At 72.4% G+C, this 24,013-nt stretch carries 26 protein-coding genes; all 26 read left to right on the top strand.

Features of this window, described 5'->3' with window-relative positions; all coding sequences use genetic code 11:
• Positions 1-74 precede the first annotated feature (74 nt).
• The 26 genes from ABD345_RS01965 (at position 75) to ABD345_RS01840 (ending at position 23,993) form a co-directional block, all read left to right on the top strand.
• Positions 75-626 carry a hypothetical protein gene (locus ABD345_RS01965; protein WP_344549900.1) on the top strand — a complete coding sequence of 184 codons (552 nt, stop codon included), beginning with the start codon at positions 75-77 and terminating at the stop codon, positions 624-626.
• Entirely contained in the window at positions 623-1,153 is a 531-nt protein-coding gene (locus ABD345_RS01960; RefSeq protein ID WP_344549899.1) for a dCTP deaminase, read from the top strand. The genes ABD345_RS01965 and ABD345_RS01960 overlap by 4 nt, the downstream gene beginning before the upstream one ends.
• Positions 1,154-1,175: 22 nt before the next feature.
• A complete protein-coding gene (locus tag ABD345_RS01955; protein ID WP_344549898.1) occupies positions 1,176-1,712 on the top strand; it encodes a dCTP deaminase in 537 nt (178 codons plus the stop codon).
• The gene (locus ABD345_RS01950; RefSeq protein WP_344549897.1) at positions 1,709-2,206 is read left to right on the top strand and encodes a cytidine/deoxycytidylate deaminase family protein; all 498 of its coding nucleotides are present in this window, start codon (positions 1,709-1,711) and stop codon (positions 2,204-2,206) included. Before ABD345_RS01955 ends, ABD345_RS01950 begins: the two co-directional genes overlap by 4 nt.
• 78 nt (positions 2,207-2,284) lie before the next feature.
• A complete protein-coding gene (locus tag ABD345_RS01945) occupies positions 2,285-3,184 on the top strand; it encodes a UTP--glucose-1-phosphate uridylyltransferase (RefSeq protein ID WP_344549896.1) in 900 nt (299 codons plus the stop codon).
• 184 nt (positions 3,185-3,368) lie between these two features.
• The gene (locus tag ABD345_RS01940; protein ID WP_344549895.1) at positions 3,369-4,505 is read left to right on the top strand and encodes a radical SAM family protein; all 1,137 of its coding nucleotides are present in this window, start codon (positions 3,369-3,371) and stop codon (positions 4,503-4,505) included.
• Positions 4,493-6,082: a glycosyltransferase family 4 protein gene (locus ABD345_RS01935; protein ID WP_344549894.1), complete on the top strand. Its 1,590-nt coding sequence runs from the start codon at positions 4,493-4,495 to the stop codon at positions 6,080-6,082. Before ABD345_RS01940 ends, ABD345_RS01935 begins: the two co-directional genes overlap by 13 nt.
• Positions 6,083-6,146: 64 nt before the next feature.
• A complete protein-coding gene (locus ABD345_RS01930) occupies positions 6,147-6,773 on the top strand; it encodes an HAD family hydrolase (protein ID WP_344549893.1) in 627 nt (208 codons plus the stop codon).
• Between the two features lie 139 nt (positions 6,774-6,912).
• Positions 6,913-7,293, top strand: a complete 381-nt coding sequence (locus ABD345_RS01925; RefSeq protein ID WP_344549892.1) for a hypothetical protein — start codon at positions 6,913-6,915, stop codon at positions 7,291-7,293.
• 88 nt (positions 7,294-7,381) lie between these two features.
• Positions 7,382-7,882: a hypothetical protein gene (locus ABD345_RS01920; RefSeq protein ID WP_344549891.1), complete on the top strand. Its 501-nt coding sequence runs from the start codon at positions 7,382-7,384 to the stop codon at positions 7,880-7,882.
• Positions 7,879-8,289, top strand: coding sequence for a hypothetical protein (locus ABD345_RS01915; protein WP_344549890.1), 411 nt, complete (start codon positions 7,879-7,881; stop codon positions 8,287-8,289). The genes ABD345_RS01920 and ABD345_RS01915 overlap by 4 nt, the downstream gene beginning before the upstream one ends.
• 140 nt (positions 8,290-8,429) lie before the next feature.
• Entirely contained in the window at positions 8,430-9,044 is a 615-nt protein-coding gene (locus tag ABD345_RS01910; RefSeq protein ID WP_344549889.1) for an HAD family hydrolase, read from the top strand.
• A 75-nt stretch (positions 9,045-9,119) separates the two neighbouring features.
• Entirely contained in the window at positions 9,120-12,167 is a 3,048-nt protein-coding gene (locus ABD345_RS01905) for a lantibiotic dehydratase (RefSeq protein ID WP_344549888.1), read from the top strand.
• Complete coding sequence (locus ABD345_RS01900) at positions 12,164-13,114, top strand: MalT transcriptional regulator family protein (protein WP_344549887.1); 951 nt, start codon at positions 12,164-12,166, stop codon at positions 13,112-13,114. The genes ABD345_RS01905 and ABD345_RS01900 overlap by 4 nt, the downstream gene beginning before the upstream one ends.
• A gap of 46 nt (positions 13,115-13,160) precedes the next feature.
• Positions 13,161-13,973 carry a lantibiotic dehydratase C-terminal domain-containing protein gene (locus ABD345_RS01895; protein WP_344549886.1) on the top strand — a complete coding sequence of 271 codons (813 nt, stop codon included), beginning with the start codon at positions 13,161-13,163 and terminating at the stop codon, positions 13,971-13,973.
• Complete coding sequence (locus ABD345_RS01890) at positions 13,970-15,115, top strand: hypothetical protein (protein ID WP_344549885.1); 1,146 nt, start codon at positions 13,970-13,972, stop codon at positions 15,113-15,115. The genes ABD345_RS01895 and ABD345_RS01890 overlap by 4 nt, the downstream gene beginning before the upstream one ends.
• A 105-nt stretch (positions 15,116-15,220) precedes the next feature.
• Positions 15,221-16,153, top strand: a complete 933-nt coding sequence (locus ABD345_RS01885) for a hypothetical protein (protein ID WP_344549884.1) — start codon at positions 15,221-15,223, stop codon at positions 16,151-16,153.
• 349 nt (positions 16,154-16,502) lie between these two features.
• A complete protein-coding gene (locus ABD345_RS01880; RefSeq protein ID WP_344549883.1) occupies positions 16,503-18,458 on the top strand; it encodes an ATP-binding cassette domain-containing protein in 1,956 nt (651 codons plus the stop codon).
• A gap of 88 nt (positions 18,459-18,546) precedes the next feature.
• Positions 18,547-19,509, top strand: a complete 963-nt coding sequence (locus ABD345_RS01875; protein ID WP_344549882.1) for an aminoglycoside phosphotransferase/kinase family protein — start codon at positions 18,547-18,549, stop codon at positions 19,507-19,509.
• A gap of 207 nt (positions 19,510-19,716) precedes the next feature.
• A complete protein-coding gene (locus ABD345_RS01870) occupies positions 19,717-20,229 on the top strand; it encodes a hypothetical protein (protein WP_344549881.1) in 513 nt (170 codons plus the stop codon).
• Positions 20,230-20,301: 72 nt separating this feature from the next.
• Positions 20,302-20,745 carry a DUF6093 family protein gene (locus ABD345_RS01865; protein WP_344549880.1) on the top strand — a complete coding sequence of 148 codons (444 nt, stop codon included), beginning with the start codon at positions 20,302-20,304 and terminating at the stop codon, positions 20,743-20,745.
• On the top strand, positions 20,742-21,173 hold the full coding sequence (locus ABD345_RS01860) for a DUF6093 family protein (RefSeq protein WP_344549879.1): 432 nt from the start codon (positions 20,742-20,744) through the stop codon (positions 21,171-21,173). Before ABD345_RS01865 ends, ABD345_RS01860 begins: the two co-directional genes overlap by 4 nt.
• 230 nt (positions 21,174-21,403) lie before the next feature.
• Positions 21,404-22,075: a WXG100-like domain-containing protein gene (locus ABD345_RS01855; RefSeq protein ID WP_344549878.1), complete on the top strand. Its 672-nt coding sequence runs from the start codon at positions 21,404-21,406 to the stop codon at positions 22,073-22,075.
• A 1-nt stretch (position 22,076) separates the two neighbouring features.
• Entirely contained in the window at positions 22,077-22,871 is a 795-nt protein-coding gene (locus ABD345_RS01850) for a hypothetical protein (RefSeq protein WP_344549877.1), read from the top strand.
• 11 nt (positions 22,872-22,882) lie between these two features.
• Positions 22,883-23,416, top strand: coding sequence for a hypothetical protein (locus tag ABD345_RS01845; RefSeq protein ID WP_344549876.1), 534 nt, complete (start codon positions 22,883-22,885; stop codon positions 23,414-23,416).
• A gap of 37 nt (positions 23,417-23,453) precedes the next feature.
• The gene (locus ABD345_RS01840) at positions 23,454-23,993 is read left to right on the top strand and encodes an SUKH-4 family immunity protein (protein WP_344549875.1); all 540 of its coding nucleotides are present in this window, start codon (positions 23,454-23,456) and stop codon (positions 23,991-23,993) included.
• Positions 23,994-24,013 lie beyond the last annotated feature (20 nt).

The following is a 24,013-nucleotide window of genomic DNA, read 5'->3' as shown; positions in this document are numbered from 1 at the left end:
TACCGGCTGTCCAGGGCCGGGCGCGCCCCGCTCGGCCGCTCGGCCGACCAGGTATCCATCCAGAGGAGGTAGTGATGATCATCGCCAGCCACGGCCGCCCCGGCGCGGGCAAGTCCACGTTCACCGGGATGCTCCGCGACGAACTCGCCGGGCGCGGCCGCCCGGTCGCCCTCGTCAAGCTCGGCGTGCCCCTCTACGAGCTCCAGGCCGCGGTCTACCGCGCCGCGGGGATGCCCGTGCCGGAGTCCGGCCGGCAGGACGGGGCACTGCTGAACGCGCTCGGTGAGCACCTGCGCCGCATCAACCCGGGCTCCCTCACCAGCCGCTTCGAGCGGACCGTCAGCGACCTGTTCCGGGACCGGCCCGACTCGGTAGTTCTCTGCGACGACATGAGGCCCGCCGACACGGCTGCGCTGCGGGGGCTCGGCGCGGTGTTCGTCCGGGTCTGGGCGCCCGAGGGCCTGCGCCTGTCCCGGAAGTCCGGGCGCGGGGACCTCTCGAAGGGCGCCGACGACCACCCGACCGAAGGCGACATCGCCGAGTACGACCACCAGGTGGAGAACACCGGCTCGCTGACCGCCCTGCGCGAGCGCGCCCGGGGGCTGGCGGCGGAGGTGCTGCGGTGATCCTCACTGGCCCGGAGATCACCCGGCAGCGCGAAGCGGGCAGGATCACCATCGAGCCGTTCGACGAGATCCAGGTCAACCCGAACTCGTACAACTACCACCTCGGGCCGACGCTGCGGGTGCACCGCGGCCAGGTGCTGGACACCCGCCCCGGCGACCAGGTGCTGGAGGAGTTCGCCATCCCGGAGGAAGGGGCCCTGCTGCTGCCGGGGCGGATCTACCTGGGCACCACCGTGGAGGAGATCGGCAGCGCGCACTACGTGCCGTCGCTGATCGGCCGCTCCAGCCTCGGCCGCCTCGGCATCTTCCTTCAGTTCAGCGCCGACATGGGCAACCTCGGCGCCGTGCACCGCTGGACGCTGGAGATCGAGGTCGTCCAGCCCGCCGTCGTCCACGCCGGCGACCGGATGGGCCAGATCACCTTCACCGCCGCCTGCGGCGAAGTACGGCTCTACGACGGGCACTTCGGGCGGATCGGCGAGGCCACCGCACCGAATCGGCCCGAACTGCTGGCCGCCGCCCGCTGATTCACGATCGGAGACACCCCCCATGATCCTTACCGGCCCGGAGATCGTCCGGGAACGCGAGGCCGGCAGGCTCACCATCGAGCCGTTCGACGCGGCCCAGGTCAACCCGAACTCCTACAACCTCACCCTCGGGCCGACGCTCGTCGTCTACACCGGCACGGTGCTCGACACCCGGCGCCCGAACGACTTCGAGACACTGGAGATCCCGGAGCAGGGCATCGTCCTGGAGCCGGACCGGATCTACCTCGGCGCGTCCGTCGAAGTGATCGGCTCCGACCACTACGTGCCGCTCATGCACTCCCGCTCCGGCTCCGCCCGCCTCGGCATCTACAGCCACGTCACCGCTGACCTGATCGACCAGGGCTCGCACGGGCAGCTCACCCACCAACTGCGCGTCGTGCAGCGGGTGAAGGTGTACGCGGGCGTCTCCCTCGCCCAGGTCGACTTCCGCCGCGTCCAGGGCGACCCGATGCTCTACCGCGGTAAGTACCAGGGCAGCCGGGGCCCGCAGCCCTCGCAGATCCACCTGGACACTGCTGCGCTCCGGACCGCCGCGTGAACGGCCACACCCTGGCGGCAGGGGTGGTCTTCAACCCGAACCCCGCCGGCACCTGCCCGGACGAGACGGCCGCGCGCCTGGTGGCCACCGCGTACGAGACGATCCGCAGCCGGTACGTCGAGGGGCGCCGCCAGATCGCCGCCGCGGTACTGGCGGCGGACGGCCGGGTGTTCGCCGGCGTGCACCTGGAGGCGATGGTCGGCTGCTACTCGCTGTGCGCTGAGCGCGCCGCGCTCGCGCAGGCCGCGATCTACACCGACCAGCCGCTGGTGGCGATGGCGGCGGTGCGCTACCCGAAGCCGTCCGAGGGCGGCCCGGCCCGGATCGTCGCCCCGTGCGGCGGCTGCCGCGAACTGCTCTCCGACCACGCCCCCGGCCTCCGGGTCGTCGTCCCGCGCGAAGGCCGCGGCCTGCTGGTGCCGCTGGCCGAGCTGCTGCCGGACAAGTACGTCGGCACGAAGTGGGCCACCACCCCCGCCAACTACCATCAGTGACCAATTAGTTGCCATCGGTACGTCTCGTTCGCCGTGCCGTAGGGCGCGACCACCAAGATGCACAGGAAGAGACCCCCTATGCGCACCACCATCCGCCGGGCCGTGATCCCCGCCGCGGGCCTCGGCTCCCGGCTGCTCCCGCTCACCAAGGCCACCCCGAAGGAGATGCTCCCGGTCGGCGACCGGCCGGTCATCGAGCACACCGTCCGCGAGCTGATCGACTCCGGCATCACCGACATCACCATCGTCGTCTCCGGCGACAAGTCGGCGATCCAGGAGCACTTCCGGCCCAACCCGGCGCTCGTCGCCCAACTGCGCGCCGACGGCAAGCCCGGCTACGCCGACGCGGTCGAGGAGGTCGGCGAGCTGTCCCGCCGCGGCCACATCACCTACCTGTACCAGCACGGCCCGTACGGCAACGGCACCCCCGTGCTCAACGCGGCGCGCAACTTCGGCGACGAGCCCTTCCTGGTCCTCTGGCCGGACGACGTATTCGTGGCCGAGGTGCCCCGGGCCCGGCAGCTGATCGCCGCGTACGAGAAGACCGCCGCCCCGGTGCTGGCCCTGATGCCGATGGACCCGCAGGACTCCCAGCGGTACGGCGTCCCGGTGGTCAAGGAGGACCTCGGCGACGGCGCGCTGCGGATCACCGGCCTGGTCGAGAAGCCCAAGCCCGCCGACGCACCCTCCCACTTCGCCGCGATCGGCGGCTACGTCCTGACCCCCGGCGTCGTGGACGAGCTGCGCGAGCAGTACCAACGCTTCCAGCAGAACCCGGACGGCGAGCTGTACCTGACCGACGCGCTCAACGCCTACGCCGCCGACCGCGCCGTGTACGGGCAGGTCATCGAAGGCCGCTGGTACGACACCGGCAACCCGCAGGCGTACCTGATCGCCCAGTTCGCCCACGCCCTGACCCACCCCGAGTACGGGCCCGCCCTCGTGCGCCTGGCCCAGGAACTCCCCGCCACCGCCTGATCCACCGCCCGCCCCGGTGCGGGCGGAAGACCTGCGCCCCGCCCGCACCGGCGCCTCCGCTCCGCCCGGCCGGCGCATCCCGGCCGGGCCGGGATGCGCCCGCACTGACGACCTCACCAACAAGGGGGAGACCCGCATGGCCGACACATCTGCGCCCTTAATCGAACGAATATTCGAGCCTGTGGTGGACACCCACGACACGTGGGGCGTCCTCAACCCGATGCAGGGCTGCGTCGCGCAGTGCGGCTACTGCTACTTGAAGGACCTGGGGCTGACCGGCACCCGTCCCGTGGAACTCGCCACCCCCACCGAGGCGGTGCGGCTGCTGCTCGCCCACCCGCACTACCGCCGCGACAAGCCGTACGCGCTGTACACCTGCACCGACGCGCTCGCCACGCCCACCAACCGTGAACACCTGACCGGCCTGCTGCGCGCCCTGGTTGCCGAACAGGTTCGCAACCCGGTGTGCATCATCACCAAGTTCCACGTTCCCGACGACGTGATCGGCGAGATCTACGCCGCCCGGGCGGCCGGGCTGCCCGTGGTGGTGTACCTCTCCTACTCGGGCCTGGGCCGCGACGTCGAGAAGGGCGTCCACCACGGGCGGCTGCGCGACAACTTCCCCCGCCTGCACGCCGCCCGGATCCCCGTCGTCCACTACTGGCGGCCCGCCCTGCCGCAGAACTCCGACCCCGAGTCGATGGCGTGGATGCTCGACTGGGCAGCCCGCTGGGCGGAGTGCTCGGTCACCGTCGGCCTCAAGGTCAAGCCCGGCGCCCGTCAGCAGGCCGTCGACCTGTGGCCCGCCCTCGCCGACCCCGGCCTGGACCTGCACAGCGCCGAGGCGATCTGGCCCGCCCCCGCACGCGACTTCTTCGCCGACATCCCCGAGCGGTACGCGCACCACCCGATCTACGAGACCAACTCCTGCGCCCTGGCGTACGTCCTGGGCCGCGCCGACCGCGCCAATGTCCACGGCACGCCGACGTGCACCGACGCCAACCGCTGCCCCGTCGGGCAGCGCGGACGCTGCATGGTCGAGTTGGCCGTCCGCGCGCCGCTGACCGAGGGCGAGCTGCGCGCCGAACTGGTGCGTTCCGGCCTCGGCCACCTCCCCTACACCTGGGACGCCTCCAGCCGCGCCCTCACCCTGGACGGCCCGGTGGAGATGCGCGACCAGCACCACCTGGCCCAGGCCCTCACTGTCACCGTCCGCGCACCGCGCGCCGACGCCGAGGCGATGTGGTCCGGCAAGGCCGCCGGCGGCCGACTCCTCGTCATACCCACCACCACCGGCCGGGAGCCGTTGTGCGAAAGCTGACCGTCGACACCGCGTGCATCTTCTACCCGCGCGGCGGCTCCGCGCAGGTTGTCCGCTACCTCAACCGGGAACTCGCCCAGCGCGGGCACCGCACCCGCGTCCTGGTCGGCTCCCTCGGCGACGTGGGCGACACCGGGCACGCTCTGACCTTCTACCGCGGGCTGACCGTCCGCCCGCACGCCTACGACCAGGCCCACGCCCGTTGGAAGGCCGGGAGCAACCCGCAGGAGGGGGTGCTGCGGCCCTTCCACCCCTCCTACGAGGACCGCTCCCAGCCCGGCACCGGCTGCCCCGACCCCATGTTCGGGGCCGTCCCCGACCTGGCCGCCGAGCACCTGGAAGCCGCGTGGAGAGGCCACCTGCGCCGCCACCGCACCCTCGGGCCGGTCGACGTCGTCCACCTCCACCACCTCTCCCACCTCCAGCACGCCGCCCACGCCACCTACCCGGACGCGCCGACCGTCACCACCCTGCACGGCACCGAACTGAAGCTGATCGCCGGCATGTGGGAGTGCCTCGACCTCGCCAAGGCCGTCAGCGCCACCCCCGAACACCTGGCCGCCGAACTCTCCCCGGAGCGGCCCGACCGGGCCGACGCCGCCGACGCCCTCGCGGTGCAGCACCACCTCACCGACCAGCAGCGGGCGCTGCTGCACACCACCGACTGGCGGCAGTGGACGCACTCCCTGAACTGGATCCTGCGCCTGCAACACGCCGCCGCCCTCACCAGCCGCATCGTCGCCGTCTCCGAGCACGACCGCGACCTCGCCCCCACCCTGCTGCCCTCCCTCGCCGACCGCGAGATCACCGTCATCGCCAACGGCGTCGACACCCAGCACTTCCGGCCCGAACAGCGCAGCGACGACCAGCGCCTGGCCAACCTGCGGCACTGGCTCGTCAACGACCCCCGCGGCTGGGCCCCCGGCGGCGAACCCGGCACCCTGCGCTACACCGAAGCCGACCTGCGCCGCTTCACCGACCCGGCCACCGGCCGCCTGCGGCCGATCGTGCTGTGGTCCGGCCGCTTCCTCGACTTCAAGCGCCTGCCCGTCATGCTGGAAGGCTTCGCCAAGGCCCGTACCCGACTCGACTCCGGCCCCGTCCTGCTGATGTGGGGCGGCTACCCCGGCGAGTGCGAAGGCGACCACCCGGTGGACCTCGCCCACCGGCTCGGTATCGCCGACGCCGTGTTCTTCACCGGCTGGCGCGGCCACGACGACCTGCCCGAAGGGCTGCGCACCGCCGACCTGATGGCCGCCCCCGCCGTGAACGAGCCCTTCGGCATGGTCTACATCGAGGCGATGGCCTGCGGAACCCCGCCGATCGCCACCGCCACCGGCGGCCCCGCCCGCACCATCACCCCCGACGGCGAGCACGCCACCGGCTGGCTCGTCGCCCCCGACAGCGTCGACGCCCTGGCCGACACCCTCGTCCAAGCCCTCACCGACGAACGCGAACGCGCCCGCCGCGCCGTCAACGCCGCCCTGCACGCCCGCCGCGTCTACGGCTGGGAGCACGTCGCCGACCGCTACACCACCGTCTACCGGGCCGCGATGGAGAACCCCGCAGCCGCCTGAGCAGCACCGCCACGCCTCACTGGCCCCGCCCACCAACCGACCCACCGGAAACGGACATACCCGCATGCACCCCGCCCTGCTGCTGTTCGACCTGAACGGTCTCTTCCGCCGCTTCGACAACGCGGGCGCCCGCCTGGGGGAGGAAGCTGCCACCCTCCCGGCCGGCACCATCGCCCGCCACGCCTACCAGCACCCCTCCTACGAGGCAGCGAAGGTCGGCCTGATGACCGACCAGCAGTGGGCCGACGGCGTCCACCGCCGCCTCGCCGACGAGTTCGGCACCCACGCCGCCACCACCGCCTTCGAACCGTGGCGCGCCGACCGCGGCCGCCGCGACGAGACGATGGTCGCCCTCCTCGGGCGGCTGCGCGCCGACGGCGTCCGCTGCGCCGTGCTGAGCAACTTCACCGACGCACTCCACACCGACCTCGACCTGCACGGCATCGAGTTCGACGCCGCCTTCGCCTCCGCCGACTTGCGCGTCACCAAGCCCAGCCCGCTCGCCTTCCTCACGGTCGCCGAGCGCCTCGGCCTGCCCCCGGAGCAGATCCACTTCTTCGACGACCAGGAGAGCTTCGTCGCCGGAGCGCGCGCCGCCGGCCTGGCCGCGGACCGGTTCACCGGCCCCGCCGCCCTCCTCCAGCGGCTCGCCGAACTCGGCATCCAGGTGAGCGACCGTGCCGCAGCCTGAACACGCAGTGCCGAGACCCGCGGTGCCCGCCCCCGCCTCCCGGCGGACTGCGGGCCTGAACGCCATGCGCTGGCTCGCACAGCGATCCCGTACGCCCGAAACGGTCCTGCGGTGCTGGCAGCGCGGGGACGCCGCGCCGGTGCCCGTCGGAGTCGGCATCGTCGCCATCCGGGTACCGGAAGCCCTCGGCCGGATCGCGCTCCGTGCACTCGACGAGCAGCGGCCCAAGGTCGCGGTCGGCCCGGTGATCCTCAACCACCTCGTCAACGCGGTCGAGTTCATCGTGCCTGCCTCCCCGGCGCTGTGGCCCGGGTCGGACATCGTCCGCCTGGACGGGCGCCTCAACTCCACACGGACCGTCCGGGTGCCGCCGCTCGGCTGTCGGGGCAGCGGCCGGGAGTGGCTGCGCACCCCGCAGGCCGCCGCAGGCAAGCGACCGGTCCTGACTGACCCCCATCACCTCGCCCGCGCGTTGGCCACCGCCCGCGGCAGGTTCCCGCTGGGCAGCCCGATTCGCTGAGATCCCGTGCCTCCGCCACCAGTCCACAGCGCCCGGACTGCCCGACCGCTTCCCGTCCCGAACCCCGCTCGAAGGATCTCAACCACCCATGAACGCCACCACCGGGCCGGTGCTCGGCGACCAGGCGGCTGCCACCGTCGCCAGCACCGGGATACCGGTTCTGCTGCTCGCCGACCACCCCGGCCCCGCCGTGATCACCACCTCCACCGGCGGCGACCCGCAGTGCTACACCACCACGACCGCCACCTACGAGGACGGCCTGCGCGCCGAGGTGCACGCCCCCGGCGGACCGGACCCCGAGGAACTGGTGCGGCAGGCGCTGCCCGGTGGCAAGCGCGCTGTCGACACGTGGCTGGCCACGCCCGGCCGCGTAACCACCGGCCACGAGGTCCGCCACGACGGGCTGGTGGCCCGCGCGGGCGTGTGGCAGGGCTGGACGCTGCTCACCGTCACCGCCGACACCAAGGGGGAGGGGCGGCTGCCCGCGCTGCGGCTGGTTGGAGCGGACTCGCTGCCCACCGGCCGGGTCGGGCGGCCGGTGGAGTCCGCCGCCGGGCCGACCGGGAACGCCGGGCGGGTGACGTTGTGATCGCGTTGCCCGACAGCCCGCCCGGCGCCCTGGCGACGATCCTCCCTGGCATCGCCGCGTTCGCCCGAGGCGAGCGCCCTGAGCTGCCCGTCGAGGACGACGGCAACGAGTGGACAGACGGCCTGTGCTGGCTGGCCTGCGGCGAGTGGAGGCGGGTGATGTGGGTCGGCCGGGTCACCGTCGCCGGGGCGGACGCGCCCATGGTCGCCTGCGAGGCGTGTATCCGCAGGCTCAGCGGCTTCGTCTGGGCCTACCTCCACCGCGTCGACAGGGGGGAGGAGAGCGCACGGCCCGGCGACGTACCGGCCCTGGAAGCCGCGCAGGGCGACCAGAGCGGCCGGGGCCGCCACCGCCGGCCGCTGCTCGGTCTCGGACGGCGCCGTACCGCGCACCCGGACGGGCGGTGACCTGCGTGGCGTTCCACCCCGGGGGCTCGTTCTTTCTCGCCGCCCCGCACCGCCGGGCCCGGCCCGCCCGCGCCCCGCAGCCGTCGGGCCACCGGGCCCTGAGCCTCCCTGCGGGCAGCGACCCTCAGCCGGAACCGGCTGTGCTGCTGGTTGACTTGGCCGTCCTGGTGCGTCCCGGGACGGGAGCGGTGCAGGGTGACCGGGCGGCGGGCCTGGCGCCGGGCACGGTCGAGCGGCACGCCTACCGGCACTCCTCCTACGAGGCGATGCTGCTCGGCCTGACCCCCGAGCACCGGTGGGCGGCCGGTGTGCGCCAGCGCCTGGCGGCCCAGGTCGGTGCGGTCCCTGCCGCGGTGGCGGTGCGGGCGTGGCGCGAGGACCGGGGCAGCCGTCGGGAGCGGATGGTCGAGCTGCTGCACCGGGCCCGGGAAGCGGGGGTGCGCTGCGCGGTGCTCGCCAACGGAGCCGCTTCCGTTCGCCGCGACCTGGCCTTCCACGGTATCGGCGTCGAAGTCGCCTACTGCTCGGCCGAGTTGGGCGTCACCGTGCCCAGCTCGCTGGCGTTCCGGGCCGTCGCCGAGCACATGGGGCTGCCGCCCGGCCGGGTGCACTACGCCGCCGCCGGGCCGGTCGCGGTGGCCGGTGCCCGCGAGGCCGGCATGAAGGCGGCCCTGACCTCCGGCCCGGCACAACTAGCCGTCTTCCTGGCTGAGTTGGGCGTCCAGGCCCAAGCGCGGACGAGCACCGCGGCCTGACCGGGCCGTCCTTCGGCGGCGATCTGCCGCCGCCTCTCCTTCATGTCCTTCCTGCTGATTTTCGAGGTGACCTCCGTGTACAGGCTTGCTGGTCCGGTCCTGGTGCGTGCTGCCGCGCGGCCGAACAGCCGTATCCCGGCGTGGTGGCCGGACCTGGCCGACTCCGGGCCGCGTGCCGCCGAGGTGTGGCGGCGCTGGCTCGCCGAGGTGATGGAGAGCGACGGGGACTTGGCGGTGCCGGACGCCGGGGGCGAACCGGAGCTGCTGCGCCGGGCACGGTCGGTGGCGGCCGGCGCGGAGATCGGGGCCGCCCAGCTTCGGCGGCTGGTCTCGGCGGTGATGGCGCACGTCCTGGTGGGCACCCGCGCGACGCCGACCGGCCTGTCCGGCGGGGTGAGCGTGGCGCGAACGGGCGACGTGCCGGTGGCACCGGTGTGGGGGGAGGGCCGGGTGGTGGCGCGGGTGGACGCGCGCTGGCTCGTGGCGGTGCTGGAGCGGTTGGAGCCGGCGACGGGCGAGAGCCTGCCGGTGACGGGCAACCGGGCGCGCTGGCGCCGCGGGGGCAAGGTGTTCCTGGCCGATCACGAGACCGGGACAGAGGTCGCGGTGGACGCCACCGACGCGGTGCTCACCGCGCTGAGGGCCGCCGACGGCGGGCCGGTGGCGCTGGGCGACGTGATGGGCCGCGTGGTGCTGGACCACCCGCACTTCAGTGTGCCCTCCGCCCGGAAGCTGGTGCGCGACCTGCTGCACGCGGGCCTGGTGATCAGCGCGCTGCGCCCGCCGACGACCGCGCTGGACCCGCTCGGCCACCTCCTGGCCGCCGCAGCGAAGACGGGCGCGGATCTGGAGACGGCCGCGCGCCCGCTGCTCGCCGAGGTCCGCCACGTCCGCCAGGAGCTGATGACCCACAACCGGCTGGCCGGTGCGGAGGAACGCCGGACGGTGCGCGCGGGCCTGGCCTGCTGGGCTGCCGAGCGGTCGGAGCGGTTCGGCGGCGCGCCCCCGGTGGCGGTCGACCTTCGCCTGGACGCCGGGCCGATGGTGCTGCCCGACGGCCTGGCCCCGATGCTCACCGACGCGGCCGAGGCGCTGGTGCGGCTGTCCCCGCACCCGGGCGGGCACCCGGTGTGGACGGCGTATCGGACGCGGTTCCTGCGCGCCTACGGGGCGGGCGCGGTGGTGCCGCTGCCCGAGCTGGTCAGCCCCAACAGCGGGATCGGCCTGCCGGGCGGGTACCGGGGCTCGCTGCTGCCGGTCCCGGCCGCCGCCTTCGGCGCCCGGGACGAACTGCTGCTGTCCCTGGCGCAGCAGGCCGCGGTGGAGGGCCTGGAGGAGGTCGAGGTGGACGGGGCGCTGCTTCGTCGGCTCGGCCCCGGTCCGGTGGGTGCGGTGCCCGCGCACGTGGAGTTGACGGTGCGGCTGCTGGCGGACGGCCGCGGCGCGGACGGCGGGCCCGGCCGCTACGGGGTGGCGGTCGAAGCGCAGCCGCGCCCCGGCGGGACGACCGCGACCCGGTTCCTGCCGCTGCTGGACGACGGGGACCGGAAGGAGCTCACCGCGGCGCTGCGCGGTGCCCCGGCGGCCCGCCACGGTGCGCGGGCGGTGCAGGTGTCGGCTCCGACGCTGACCGGCCGCGCCGCCAACCTGACCCGGACTCCGGCGCTGCTGCCCGTCCTGCCCTTGGGGGAGTGCCCGGAGTCCTCGGCGGGAGCGGTGCGGCTGGAGGACATCGGGGTGTGCGCGGACGAGCGGCGGATGTGGCTGGTGAACCTGGCGAACGGCAGCCCGCTGGAGGCCCGGCTGCTCAGCCCGCTGTGGCCGCGCTCCGCGACCGGGCCGCTGGCCCGGTTCCTCACAGAGATCGGCACCGCGTTCACCTCGTGGCCCGCCGCGTTCCACTGGGGAGCCGCCTCGAACCTGCCGTTCCTGCCCCGGCTGGTGCGGGGCCCGGTGGTGCTCTCCCCGGCCCGGTGGACCCTGCCCGCCACCGCCCTGCCCGCCACCGAACTGCCGTGGGAGCAGTGGCGCACGGCCACGGTGGCGTGGCTGGACCGCTACCGCGTCCCCGACCGCGTCTACCTGGTGCAGCACGGCCGGCGCCTGCCGCTGGACCGGACGGTGCCCGAGCACCTGGTGCTGCTGCACGAGCACCTGGAGCGCGAACCGGCGGCGGTGCTGGTGGAGGCCCCCGCGGCCGACGCCGACGGGTGGTGCGGGCGCGCGGTGGAGCTGACCGTGCAACTGCACTCCACCCGCCCGCCGCTGCCCACCGCCCCGCGCCCGGCGCGCACGACGGGCTTCCTGGACTGGCAGCTGCCCGGCGCGTCCGGAGTGCTCTCCGCCCGCCTGCACGGCAACCCGCAGCGCGCCGACGAAATCCTCTCCCAGGTCGGCGAGTTGACAAAGAAGTGGGTGAACCCGCCGTCCTGGTGGTTCAAGCGCGGCGGCGAGGGGACGAACCTGCGGCTGGTCCTGCTGCTGCCGGAGGCGGGCGCCTGGCCGCTGGCGGCCGAGCGGGTCGGGCAGTGGGCCCAGGACCTGCGCGAGAGAGGCTTGCTCACCCACACCGGCTACGACACCCACCAGCCCCAGGCCGGCCGGTTCGGCCGGGGCGCTGCGCTGCGCGCCGCCGAACAGGTCTTCGCCGCCGACACCCGAGCCGTGCTCGCCCAACTCGCCTACCAGCGCGGCGACAGCGCCGAACCGCTCGCGGTCACGGCGGTGAGCATGCTCCGCCTGGCCATCGGCCTGCTCGGCCCGGACGCCGGGAGCGCCTGGCTGCGGGAGCGGCGACGACACTCCTACTCCCGCGTGAGCCTCTCGCCGCGCCTCACGCGCACCGCCGCCGAACTCGCCGGCCCGGACGACGTGCTGGCCGACACCACGGAAGGCCGGGCCCTCGCACAGGCATGGCAGCAGCGGGACGACGCCCTCGCCGAGTACCGCGACGCCCTGCTGCGCGCCCCGGACGGCCTGGAACCTCACAACGTACTGCCCGCGCTACTCAACGCCCACGTCAACCGTGCCGGGCTCCTCAACCAGGCGGCCGACGTCAGCCGGGCACTAGCCGGACACTGCGCCCACCAGACCGCTGCCGCGACGGACGGCGGTGCCCGATGACGATCGGCGCTCTCCTGGCCTGGCTGGACTCCGAACCGCCCCGCCCCATCGGACCCGACCCGTCCCCGGTGCCGTCCGCAGCCACCACCCCCTACCAGGGCGAGCGGCTGTTCGACCGGCTGCTGGCGGCGCACCGCGGCGTGCTGATCGACCCGGACGTCATCCGGCGCTGCCCGGCAGGTGACACCACCCTCCCGCTGGTGGTCTTCGTGCGGGCGGTGCGCCGCTCCAAGCTGCCGTGCGTGCTGCTGAACCCCGATGGAGCCGACGGAATCGGTCCCGCTCACGCAGGGCTGCCCGAGGGCTGGCACGTGCTGGACGCGGACCTGCGCGACGGCCACGCCGCGGTCCGGGCCGCTGCCGAGGCGGGCGGCCTTCCCGTCGACGGGCTGCTGGCCGTGACCGTCCCGGAGACCACGCCCCGTCTGGCCGGCAGCACGGCCGTGTTCGCCTCGCAGGGCGGGTGGATGATCGGCCCGCCCGTGCGCCGCAACCCGCTGACCGCGACCGAGACCCACATGATCGCCGCCATCGCCGAGGGCCGGCAGCAGGACTCGATCGTCTCGCAGATGGCCCCCGAGAACAGGTGGTTCCCCAACACCTTCAGCCGGTCCGTCCACCCCCGGGGCTACACCGACATCTTCCACATGCTGGGCCGCAGCGTGGTCGACGGGTTCCTCGACCCGGCCCCGATCGTCCGGGCGGCCCCGTGGGACCTGGACCGGATGGAAGCCGACTTCCCCGCCCTGTTCGCCCGGTGCATCGCCACCTCCACCGCGGCCGTCGCCGCCGAACGCCGGGTCACCCGCGGCACCGTCCACAAGCGGCTGTCGCACGGCTACGCCGCACTCGGCGCCCGCGGCCACAGAAACGCCCTCGTCCTGGCCCTTGGCCTGGGCATCGTGCCCGACTCCGCAGTACCGCCCGCCACCACCCCTACCGGCTGACCCGCCACCACCGACCACCCCACCCCCGGCCAAGGAGAACACCACCATGCCCACCGGCACCACCGCCCCCGCCACACGGCAGTACCTGCTGCGCCTGGCCACCGCCACCCCCGAGGTGCACGTCGTGCGGCACCTGGGCCCGGCCCTCGCCCGGCTGGAGGACAGCTACGCGATCGGAGGCTGGTACTTCCGGCGCGGAGCGGACACCTGGACGCTGGTGTGCGAGGCTGCGGCCCGGCCCGGCTTCGCCGCCGAGGACCCGGAGCGCGAGGTGCTGGACCTGTGCCTCGCCGTCGGGATGATCACCTCCTGGAAGCTCACCGCCCACCAGCCCCTCACGTACTCCGCCGGAGGCGTCGCGGGCCTGCCCGCCGCCAGCCGCTGGCACCACCAGGACAGCCGCCAGGTCCTGGCCTACCTGCGCGCCGTCCACGACGGCCAGCCCGACCGGCGCGACGAGCTGTTCGTCCTGCACAGCGCGGCCGCGATGGCCGGGGCCGCCCTGGACCGGCAAGGCGTCGCCGACACCTGGAGCCGGATCGCCGACGCCACCGCCGGCGGCCTGTGGCCCGCGGTCACCGACGAGAGCGTGCGCGCCGCCCACACCCTGCTGGAGGACAGCGCCCCGGAGGCCGGGCCCGGCCGCCCGCCCGCCTGGAGCGAGGTCCACACCGCCTACGGCCGCGCCGTCGCGGACCTCCACGACCAAGGACAGCTGTGGGGCGGCCGGCACACGGTCCTCGCCGCCCAACTCCTCGGCCACGCCGACCGCCTCGGCGTCACCGACCCCGCGCGAATGGCCGCCGCCGCGGCCACCGCCGCCCTCGGCCTCGCCGCCCGGACGGAGGCAACCCGGTGACCCGCCCTGCGCCGACCGGCCCCCTCGCCGACGCCCTCGCCCGCTTTCCGCTCGTCCCGCGCCCGGACCCCGGCGCGCCGCCGCTGGAGCAGCGGGTGGCCGAACTGGCCGAACTCGCCGCCCAGGCCACCGCGACGGGAGACACGGGCCTGGCGACCGCTGTCTACCACCGCGCGGCCGTCCTCGCCCACGACCGGGGCCACCCCGGCGCGGCGTACGGGCTGTGCGACTTTCACGCGCACCTGTACCTCGCGCACCGGCCGCTGTCGGTCGAGCACGCCCGCCAGGCCCTGGAACTCCAGCTCACCGCCGTCGAGCTGCTCATACGGGAAGGCCGGGGGCAGGCCGCTCTCGACGTGCTCGCCGAGGTGGCGCGGGCGATCGGCGAAGACGCGGACGCGGACCTGGCCGCGAAGTGCCTGCCGTTGGCGGGACTGGTCACCGGTACCCCGGCCCGCGGCGACGTGTACGAGTGGTGGGACGGCGCGCACCTGGCCCACGGCGCCCGCGCCCTGGTCAGCGAAGGCCGCTGGACCGAAGCCCACCTCCACATCAAAGGCGCTCCGGAGGTTGCCCGCCAGCCCGGCCTGTTCGAGGCCAGGCAGATCGGAGCCGTCGCCATGGCCCTCGCCGGGCAGCCCAACTTGGCCGCCCTGCTGATCGACACCGCCCCGCCCGGCGACCTCTGGGAACAGGTCGTCGCCGCCGAGCTCACCGTCGCCTGCGCCCAACTCACCGGCGGAGCGACGACCGAGCAGATCACCGCGATGCTCGACGCCCACGGCGCCTACCGACCCGCCCGGCTCCCGCTGTTCGACGTGCAGCTGATCCTCACGGCAGCCGACCTGTGCACCGTCGCCGCCCAGCCGGACGCGGCCCGCAGGCTCCACGAGATCGCCACCGGCTGGACCCTTGAGGCCAGCGAGGGCTACAGCGCCCAAGCCCTGCTGCGCCACGCCCTCACCGGTGACCTCCCGGACGCCCAGCAGCGGGAGCTGACCGCGATCACCGAGCACGCCGGGCTGCGGACCGCCCTGGTGCCGCCCGACCTCGATGAACAGATCACCGCCGCACTCGCCCAGGCCGCCAAGGTCATCACCACCGCCGTCACCGCCGCCCGACCGGCCCTCCCGCGGCCGTGAGCCCGTCGTCCGCCCAGCCGCCGGCACGGGCACCCCCACCGCCACGGCTCCGGCGAAACTCCCCGGCGCGCCTTCCAGCAGGACCCGACACCGAGAGGCATCCGCATGAGCACCACACCACTCCCCGACGTCATCGAACACGCCAACGGGAACATCCAGCACGGCCAGAAGGTCCAGCAGTTCCTGGAGCTGATCGAGCAGCGCACCCAGGCCAGCGGCATCCGACCGCACCTGCTGACGCTCCAGGAACTCCAGGAGGGCCAGGCCCAACTGGTCGCCGACCGGCTCGGCTTGGCGTTCGTGGAGGAGTCCAACGTCCGTCCCGGGTCGCGCAACGCCCTCTTCTACGACACCACGGTCTTCCGACCCGACCCGGAATGGGTCCCGTACGTAGAGGGCATTCGGCACCGCCCCGCCACGGCGCGGCTGTACATGGCCGACCCGGCCACCAGCAACCTCAGCCGCCGCAAGATCTCCGTCGCCTCCATCCACGGCAACTTCGGCAACCCCGAGGCCCGCAGCGACCAACTCCGCTGGCTGCTCTCCAACATGGTCAAGGACAAGCGGCTCGCCCTCATCAGCGGTGACTGGAACGCCTGGCCTGCGGGCCGCGCCCCGCTCACCATGGACAACGTCGCCGACCGCGCCTACGCCCTCGACCGGTCCGTCCTCGGCCCCGACGGCGTCTTCCGCCCCGACGACCAGGCCGACCGGATGCTCACCTACCGCGGCATGGTGTGGGTGGGCGGGCACGCGGCGGCCGTCCTCGGGCAGGTCGGCGCGGACCGGCCCAGCACCGGGCACGGGCCCGACAAGGAGCGCCAGCGCATCCCGGCGGAGGACTTGCCGCCCGCGGGCCTCGGCCCGATCGACCGGACCTACGTCACCGAGGAGCTGCTGCCCGCGCTCCTCAGCGCGGAGATCCTGGCGACACCCGAGGTGCAGGCGATCTCCGATCACCTCCCGGAGGTCACCTGCTGGGACCGCAGCGTGCTGTGGGACGTGATGGACGCCCAGGTCAAGACCGTCCGCCACTGACCGCACCGGCCGGGCCGACGTGGAGTCCAGCGTCGGCCCGGCCCTCTGCCGCTGTCCCGCCACCACACAGGAGTTGCTTGATCGAGATCCACCAACTCGCCGACACCGACACGGATTTACCCGGATCGGGTGAGCCCGCCTCGGACACGCCGAACACGCCGACGGCCCCCTGTCAGGATCAGGGACTCAACCAGCGAACCCCTTGCCCCGCAGCCTGCCGACCGGCACCGCTGTTACCCGGGCACGCCCATCATCGGGCCTGCCGACCGCGCCCCGCCGCGCCCGACAAGCCCGGCACTCCGGCCTGCCCGCACGCACCTGCCGCCCAGCCACCAACCCAGGGAGCAACGTGACCGAGACCCGCCAAACACCCGTCCAGGAGACCGGCCCCCGGCCCGACGGCCGCGCCGAACAGCCCGAGCACGACGAGGAGTTGCGCTACCAGTTCCCCGGCGACAAGCGCGCGAGCGTCGGCACGTCCATCTCCAGCCGCGCCATGGTCCGCCGCCTGCCGGAGCTGATCCGCCGCTCCCTCGCCCTCGCCTGGCACGCCGACCACCGCTCCACCCTGCTCCTGCTCCTCGCCCAGGCCGCCTCCGGCGTCTTCGGCGCGCTCGCCCTCTACGCCACCACCGGCACCCTCACCGCCCTGCTGGGCCCCGGCCCCGTCACCACCCACCTCCGTTCCGCCGCACCGTCGCTGACCCTGCTGACCGTCTCCGCCGCGCTGCGCGCCGCCCTGGGCATCGCGGTGACGACGCTGTCCGGCCGAGTCGGACCGCGGGTCAACCGCGACGCGGACATGGCACTGATCGAGGCCGGATGCCGGGCCGAACTCGCCGCCTACGACCAGCCCTCGTACAACGAGAGCTGGGAGGCCGCCGACCGCGGCGCGGCCACCACGCCCGACCTGCTGACCTCCGCCCAGGACGTCATCGCCTCCACCGTCTCCCTCGTCGCCGCCGCCGGAGTGCTCGCCACCTTGCACCCCCTGCTGCTGCCCTTCCTCCTGCTGGGCTCGGTCCCCGCCGGACTCGCCGCCGTCCGCACCGCCCGCATCCACTACCTCGCCACCATCACCACCAACGACGAACGCGCCGCCCTGCGCATCTACCGCTGGCACCTGATCGACAAGCAGCGCGCCGACCAGGTCCGCTCCGACCAAGTCCTCGACTTCATGCTGGCCAAGTACCGCAAAGCCGAAGCCCGGATCGTCACCGTCACCGACAAAGCCGGACGCGAGGCCGCCCGCGTCTCGCTGCTCGCCGCCCTCGCCACCGGCGCCGGAGCCGCCCTGATGTGGGGCGCGCTGCTGTTCCTGGTCTCTACCGGCCGCATCGGCCTCGCCGCCGCCGGCTCCGCGACCTTCGCGCTGCGCACCGCCGCCAGCAGCGTGCAGGGCATGGTCGGCAACGGCACCCGCCTCTACCGGATGGGCCTGTACCTCGACGACTACTTCGCCTTCCTCGACTCCGCCGGCGGCCACCGCATCGCCCGCGGCGAGATCGTCCCCGGCCCGCCGAAGACGATCGAGGTCACTTCCCTCAGCTACGCCTACCCGGGCGAGCAGCAGGAGCCCGCGCTGCGCGGCATCGACCTGACCCTCCGGCAGGACGAGGTCGTCGCGCTGATCGGCCAGAACGGCTCCGGGAAGTCGACGCTGCTGAAGCTCCTCTCCGGCCTCTACCTGCCCCAGGGCGACGGGCGGATCACCTGGGACGGCATTCCGATCGCCGACCTGGACGCGGACGGCCTGTTCCGGCAAGTCGCCCGCGTGCCGCAGGAGTTCGCCCGCTGGCCGCTGCCCGCTCACGAGAACATCCACCTCGGCCGCCACGACGGCGACCCCGTCCAGGCCGCCAGGGACGCGGCGGCGCTCACCGGCTTCGACGAGGTCGTGGACCGCCTGCGCTCCGGCTGGCGGACCCTGCTCGCCCAGGGCTGGCAGGGCGGCGCCGAACTCTCCGGCGGCGGTTGGCAGCGCGCCGCCGTCGCCCGCGCCTTCTACCGCACCGCCCGCCAGCCCGGCCTGCTCATCCTCGACGAGCCGACCTCCGACCTCGACCCCCGCGCCGAACACCGCATCCTGCACGCCCTGCGCGCCCTCGCCCCCGGCCGGATCACCCTGCTGGTCACCCACAACCTCGCCAACGCCAAACTCGCCGATCGGGTCGTCGTCATGGACCAGGGCCGGATCGTGCAGACCGGCACCTGGGACGAACTCGCCCACCGCGACGGCCTGTTCCGCGAACTCCTCGACCTCCAACGCGACCGCACCGTCCCCGCCCCCCGCCCCGCCCCGTAGCCACCGCCACCCCGGGTGGGCGTCCCCCGCGCACTCGCAGGGGACGCCCGCCCCGGCCGAACCAGCACACCACCGTCGAAGGACCAATGTGCCCATCACCCGCCCCGCCCCGGCGAAGCCCGCCCGCGCCGCTACCGATCCTGTTGCCGTTGCCCGCATTGCACTCGCTGACGCCGCTGTCCTCCAAGGTTTCGACCCGGACGGTGCCGAACTCCTCCAGGCGGGCCTGAACTGGACGTTCCGCCTACGCGAAGGTGCGATCGCTAAGGTCCACGGCCCCCACGTCGAGTACATCGACGCGCTGCGCCAGGTCCGGACGGCGAGGGCGCTGCTGGCCGTTGGCATACCGACCGCCGGACCGGTCGGCCGGATCAGCCACCCGATCGCCGCCCGTCGGCTACTCGTCACCTTCACCGAAGACCTCGGCACCCAGCGCCCCAGCCCCGGCCAACTCGGAGACTTGGTGGCCCGCCTGCACCGCATCGAACCCCTCACCCACATCGGACTACCCGCCAGGGATCTGGTCGCCGAAGCCGCGAGCCGGCTCGACTTGCTGCCACCGACCGCCATCACCGACCGCGACCGCGCCCACCTACACCGCTTCCTCGCCGAGGCCGCCGCCGCGTACGACCGAATCGAGTGGCCCCGGGCCGTCACCACCCACGGCGATATCGGCTTCCGCAACGCCGCCCTCACCCCGCGCGGTCCGGCACTGATCGACCTGGAGACCATGACCGTCTCCCACCCCGGCTTCGACCAGGCCGCCCTGGCCTGGGACTGCGACGTGTTCGGCGCCGACCCGGCCCTGTACGCCGAGTTCGCCGACGCCTACGGCTACGACATCACCACCACCGGCGCCCCCCAGTACCAGGCGCTGACCCCGGTCTTCGGCATCACCGCCTACCTCGCCTACGCCGAGTGGTCCCGCACCCGGCCCGAGGCCAGCCACCGCCTCGACACCCTCCTCGCGCGCCGCCCGTTCCCGTGGGACTGGACCATTGGGGTGACCCGCACCGAACGACACCCCACCTTGACCAACACCAGGAACTGACGGAGGAACATGCCACGGAACATGTCACCGGCAGCCGTTCAGGAAGCTGCGCCGACAAGGCGGTTACTGTCCCCATAGGAAACTGTCCCAAATCGCAGCTCGGGCCGTCAGCCAGCAGTCCAGGCAGCCCTGTTGCAGGACTGCTAGCTGACGGCGGGTCCCGCTACTATCCGGGAGGCGTTGCAGGGCGGTGGACGGAGGCAGGGCATGAGCAGCACGGACGACGAAGCGGTCAAGCGAAAGTTGGGGATCCCGACCTGGCGGAACCTCTCCAAGGACAAGGTGCTCAAGTTCGCGGCTGCGATGCCCGAGATGGCCACCGAGGCGCGGATCAAGCTCATCGAGCAGTTCCCCACCTTCAAGGACCTGGGCAAAGCCAACATCAAGGCGGTCAAGGAAGCCCACGAGTCCACCGTCGCGGCCAACGAGAACAGCCAGAACCACTTCTTCCAGGCTGCGCAGGACCAGCGGGACGCCCTGCGGACCGACCTTGGCCGGGACGACCTCACCTGGGATCAGCGTGAAGCCCTCCACGACCGCCTCGACCAGAACGTGCGACAAGTGGGCGACAAGGACAGCGAGAACAAGCAGTTCCTCGGGACGGCAATGAAAGCAGTGGTGGTTGCCGGTGCGATCGTCGGCTCGCTGGGTGTGGCCTTCGTCGGCGGCAAGGTCATCGGTATGAGCGAGGGCGGTTCCGAGGGATCCCAACAGGACTAGGTGGAACCCTGGTGGGCGGAGGGCAACTCGTCGTCCGTGGGCGGTGTCCGTCGCGGTTCCTACGCTCGGATCATGACCACCCCACCCCCCGCCACCAGCACCGGCACGCCCGAAGCCGGGATCATCGCGACCGTCGAGCGGATGCTCCTCACCGAGACCGTCCGGATCGCCGCGCCCGGCCCGCAGGTCCTCGACCCGGACACCGGCCAGTACGTTCCCGGCCCTGCCGTGATCGTCTACGAAGGCCCCGGCCAGCACCGCGCGGCCGGCGGCCCCGGGATCGTGCTTCGCCTGGAAGGCCAGCCCTACAAGGACGACGGCGACGGCCGCTACCTGCTGTTCACCCCGCTCGGCGCGCCGATCGCGGTCGAAGGCAACGACGTCACCGTCCTCGCCAGCCCCGACCCGGGCGCCATCGGCCGGACCTTCCACGTCCTCGACCCCGGCCAGTCCGGCGGCATGTCCGTCGTCCGCAGCACCTGGATGCGGATCGCCACCGTCGGGGGGACGCCGTGAGCATCCCGACCGGACCGGTGGACCTCGACACGGTCCGCCACACCCTGGAGACCACCGTCATGGTCGACCAGGTCGAGATCCGCAGGCCGACCGGCACCGCGCCGCTGGACGCCGACACCGGGCTGGTGGGGCCCGTGCCGACCGTCCCGGTGTGGTCCGGCAACGGCGCGGTGCTCTCCGCGCACGGCCTCGCCGCGGTCGAACACCTCGTCGGCGGCCGGTGGCTCGATGACACCGCGTCCTGGTACGGCCTCGTCACCCCTCTCGCTGCGCCGCTCCCGCAACGCGGAGACCTGGTGACCGTCACCGCCGCGGCTTCCCCGACTACTGGCACGATCGGCCGGACCTGGCAGGCCCTTGACCCGGGCGAAGCCAGCACTGTCGCGGTCGCCCGCGTTACGCGCCTTGACGAGGTGATTTTGACGTAGCGAAGTTCGGGGCTCTGCCCGATCGAGACAGGGTTCCGTGGCGGTCACGGTGATGGTCGAGACTGCTTCGTATCCAGCCGCCGCCCAGTTGGTGGGTGATAGCGTGCTGCAGCGTGCCGCCACGGAACCGGTTGGCGTGCGCACAGTGAGTGACCTGGCGCGGCGCCGCACTTCGAGGACTGCCAACCCAGGCAGGAGTTCAGGCCGCTGGTGCAAGGGGGATGATCCGGATGGGTGTGGTGCTGCCCGACGAACTGGCCTGGGTGCTCGACCTGATTGGAGTCAACTGGCCCAACGTCGACGAGGACGAGTTCCGTGACATGGCGGACTCGCTCAGAACGTTCGCCGACCAGATCGACGATGGCAACGCCGATTCCCTGCGCGCGGTCCAACGCATGATCTCCGAGAACGTGGGACCGGCAACCGATGCTTTTGCAGCCCACTGGGACAAGATCTCCGGCAAGCATCTCCACAACTTGGCTGAAGCCGGGCGGCTTCTAGCCACGGGCCTTGACGGCGGTGCCATGGTCATCGCCGGCGCCAAGGTGGCAGCAATTGCCCAACTGGTCATCATGGCAACCGAGGTGATTGCCGCTCAGGCAGCCGCGCCGTTCACTTTCGGCCTGTCCGAGGCGGGTGCTCTGGGTGCGACACAGGCGACCCGCCTGATCGTCAAGAGGCTCCTGAAGGAAGCGGAGCAGCAGATCGTCTCTCAGCTGATGGACGTGGCGACAGCACCAATTGTCGACGCCCTGGCCAACATGGCCGGCGACCTCGCCATCCAGGCAGCCGGCAACGCACTCGGCACGCAGAAGGGCTACGACCTGCGGTCAGTCGCCAATGCGGGCCTCGATGGAGCGAAGAACACGCAGCTGGGATCTACGTTGAGCGGGGGTAGGTAGCGTGGCGGACGTAATCCGGCACAACCCGGAAGAGACGGCCGCTCTCGCCGACAGGATCGGCGCACACGCCGACCACCTAGAGAACACGGCGGGCGTGCACACCCGGAACACTCGTCGACGGCTGGCCGCCACGCGAGGCCGGGACCCGCTGGCCAACGCGGTCGTCCACAGCTCTGAGCAAATCCTCAACGTCATCAAGCAGGCGGAACGACAGCTACGCCAGCATTTGCGCGACGTTCAGGGCGGTCTCCATGAAATGAATCGGAGACACGAGGAGAACGATAAAGCTCTTCACGAGATGGTGAAGCGGATCCACACCCGATCCGAAGCCCAAGACCTGGCCAGGAAAGGCTGGACCGATCGCGCTAAGGGGCCGGACAACAGCCTCAAGCCTAAAACCGTCGCCGTGACGTGGAAGCCCGGCATGCCAAAGGCTCAGTTCGCCCGTAAAGCGCAGCAGCTCCACGAGATGGGCCGCCGCGGTGAGCTGTTCAAGGCCACCAACCCGGTCTCGCGCGACAAGAAGATCACCGAAGACTACAAGGGTGCGCTGATGCGGATCATCAGCAATAATCACAAGGACGATCCCGATCTAGCCGAGGCGGCCCGAAAAGTGGCCCGGTCGATGCACCCCGACCATATTTCGGAACTCCAAACCGGTGGCCGCGACCACTGGGAGGGAATCAGAATGCTGGACGGGTATACTAATGAAGAGATCGGGAAAAGGCAGATATGGCCAGAAATTAAAAATCTGCCTGATGGGACGCCCCTCAAGGTCAGGGTGAAATGGAAGTAACTACAGCCAACGTGTCGGAAGTTTTCGCCGCGCTCCGAAACGCACTGGACGAGCACCGCGACGAATATGAACTGTGGATGCCGGAAATCCCGCAAGGGGCGGCACCACAGGACATCCCGGACGGCCTACCTCCGGTACTCGCGCGCCTCCTGGCAGCCAGCGACGGGCCGAACCTCGGCACCTCCACGCGGCTGTTCAGCGCAGAAGAAATCGCCTCCCAGCAGGTCCCCGACCACCTCGTCGGCGCGAAGCTCAACGACGGCAGCGAGCTGACCGACGCCTCCCACTTCATCTTCTTCGGCGAAGCAGCAGAGAATCCGCTCTTGCTGAACGAGAGGGACGGCACCGTGTGGCGCGTCCCGGACGACGGGGTCGTTTGGTACACCGGATGCCGCCTCGAACAGATCGCTAATAGCTTCAACGAGTTCGTCGCCGAGTGGGTCCTCGACGCAGATCGCTTCCTGGACCTGGCAGGCCTCACCCCATCCGAGGCGATGGACAGCGATTGGTACCGTCTGCTCAAGCTGAGCGGCCTCGAATCCTGACGACCCGCACTCCCCGCCGACCTAGGAGCACCACACCGTGGCAACGCACTCCGAACTGACTGCACTCTTCGGGGACGAAGGCGTCATCACCGTTCCGCGCAGCAAGACCGCCGCCAACGGCGTACCCGACGCCGCCGCCCAGACGCTTGCAGACGTCGGGCTTCCGGCTGAACTCCAGGTCATCTTCAGCCTGGCAGCGCCCGGGCAGCCCGAAGCGTTCACCCTCGTCCCCGTCGACACCGGCGACAGCATCACCAAGGTCCTCTGCCTCGGCGGCCCGACCGGCAGCAACGACATGCGTTTCTGCCTCGACCTGGAAGACGGCTACGTCATCCTCCTCACCCTCGGGGACCAGCCCGGCGCCGAGATCGTCAACACCACACTGGACGACTTCGTCGAGTTCCTGTACCGGTTCGGCCTCCGTCTGAAGCACATCAGCGCCAGCAGCGACCAACAGGCAGACGAGTACACCGAGCAACTCCGCAAGTACCTCGAAGCGCGAGACCCGCAGGCATTCGCAGAAGAAGACACCTGGTGGAGCATGGTCTTCGACCGCCTTCTCGGCAAGGAGTTCTGAATAGCCCTCAGCCTGCTGGA

It is taken from the genome of Kitasatospora saccharophila, from assembly GCF_039529925.1.
Taxonomy (GTDB): Bacteria; Actinomycetota; Actinomycetes; order Streptomycetales; family Streptomycetaceae; genus Kitasatospora; species Kitasatospora saccharophila.
The sequence above is the reverse complement of the archived record's forward strand: the minus strand, read 5'-3'. Positions and strand labels throughout refer to the sequence as shown.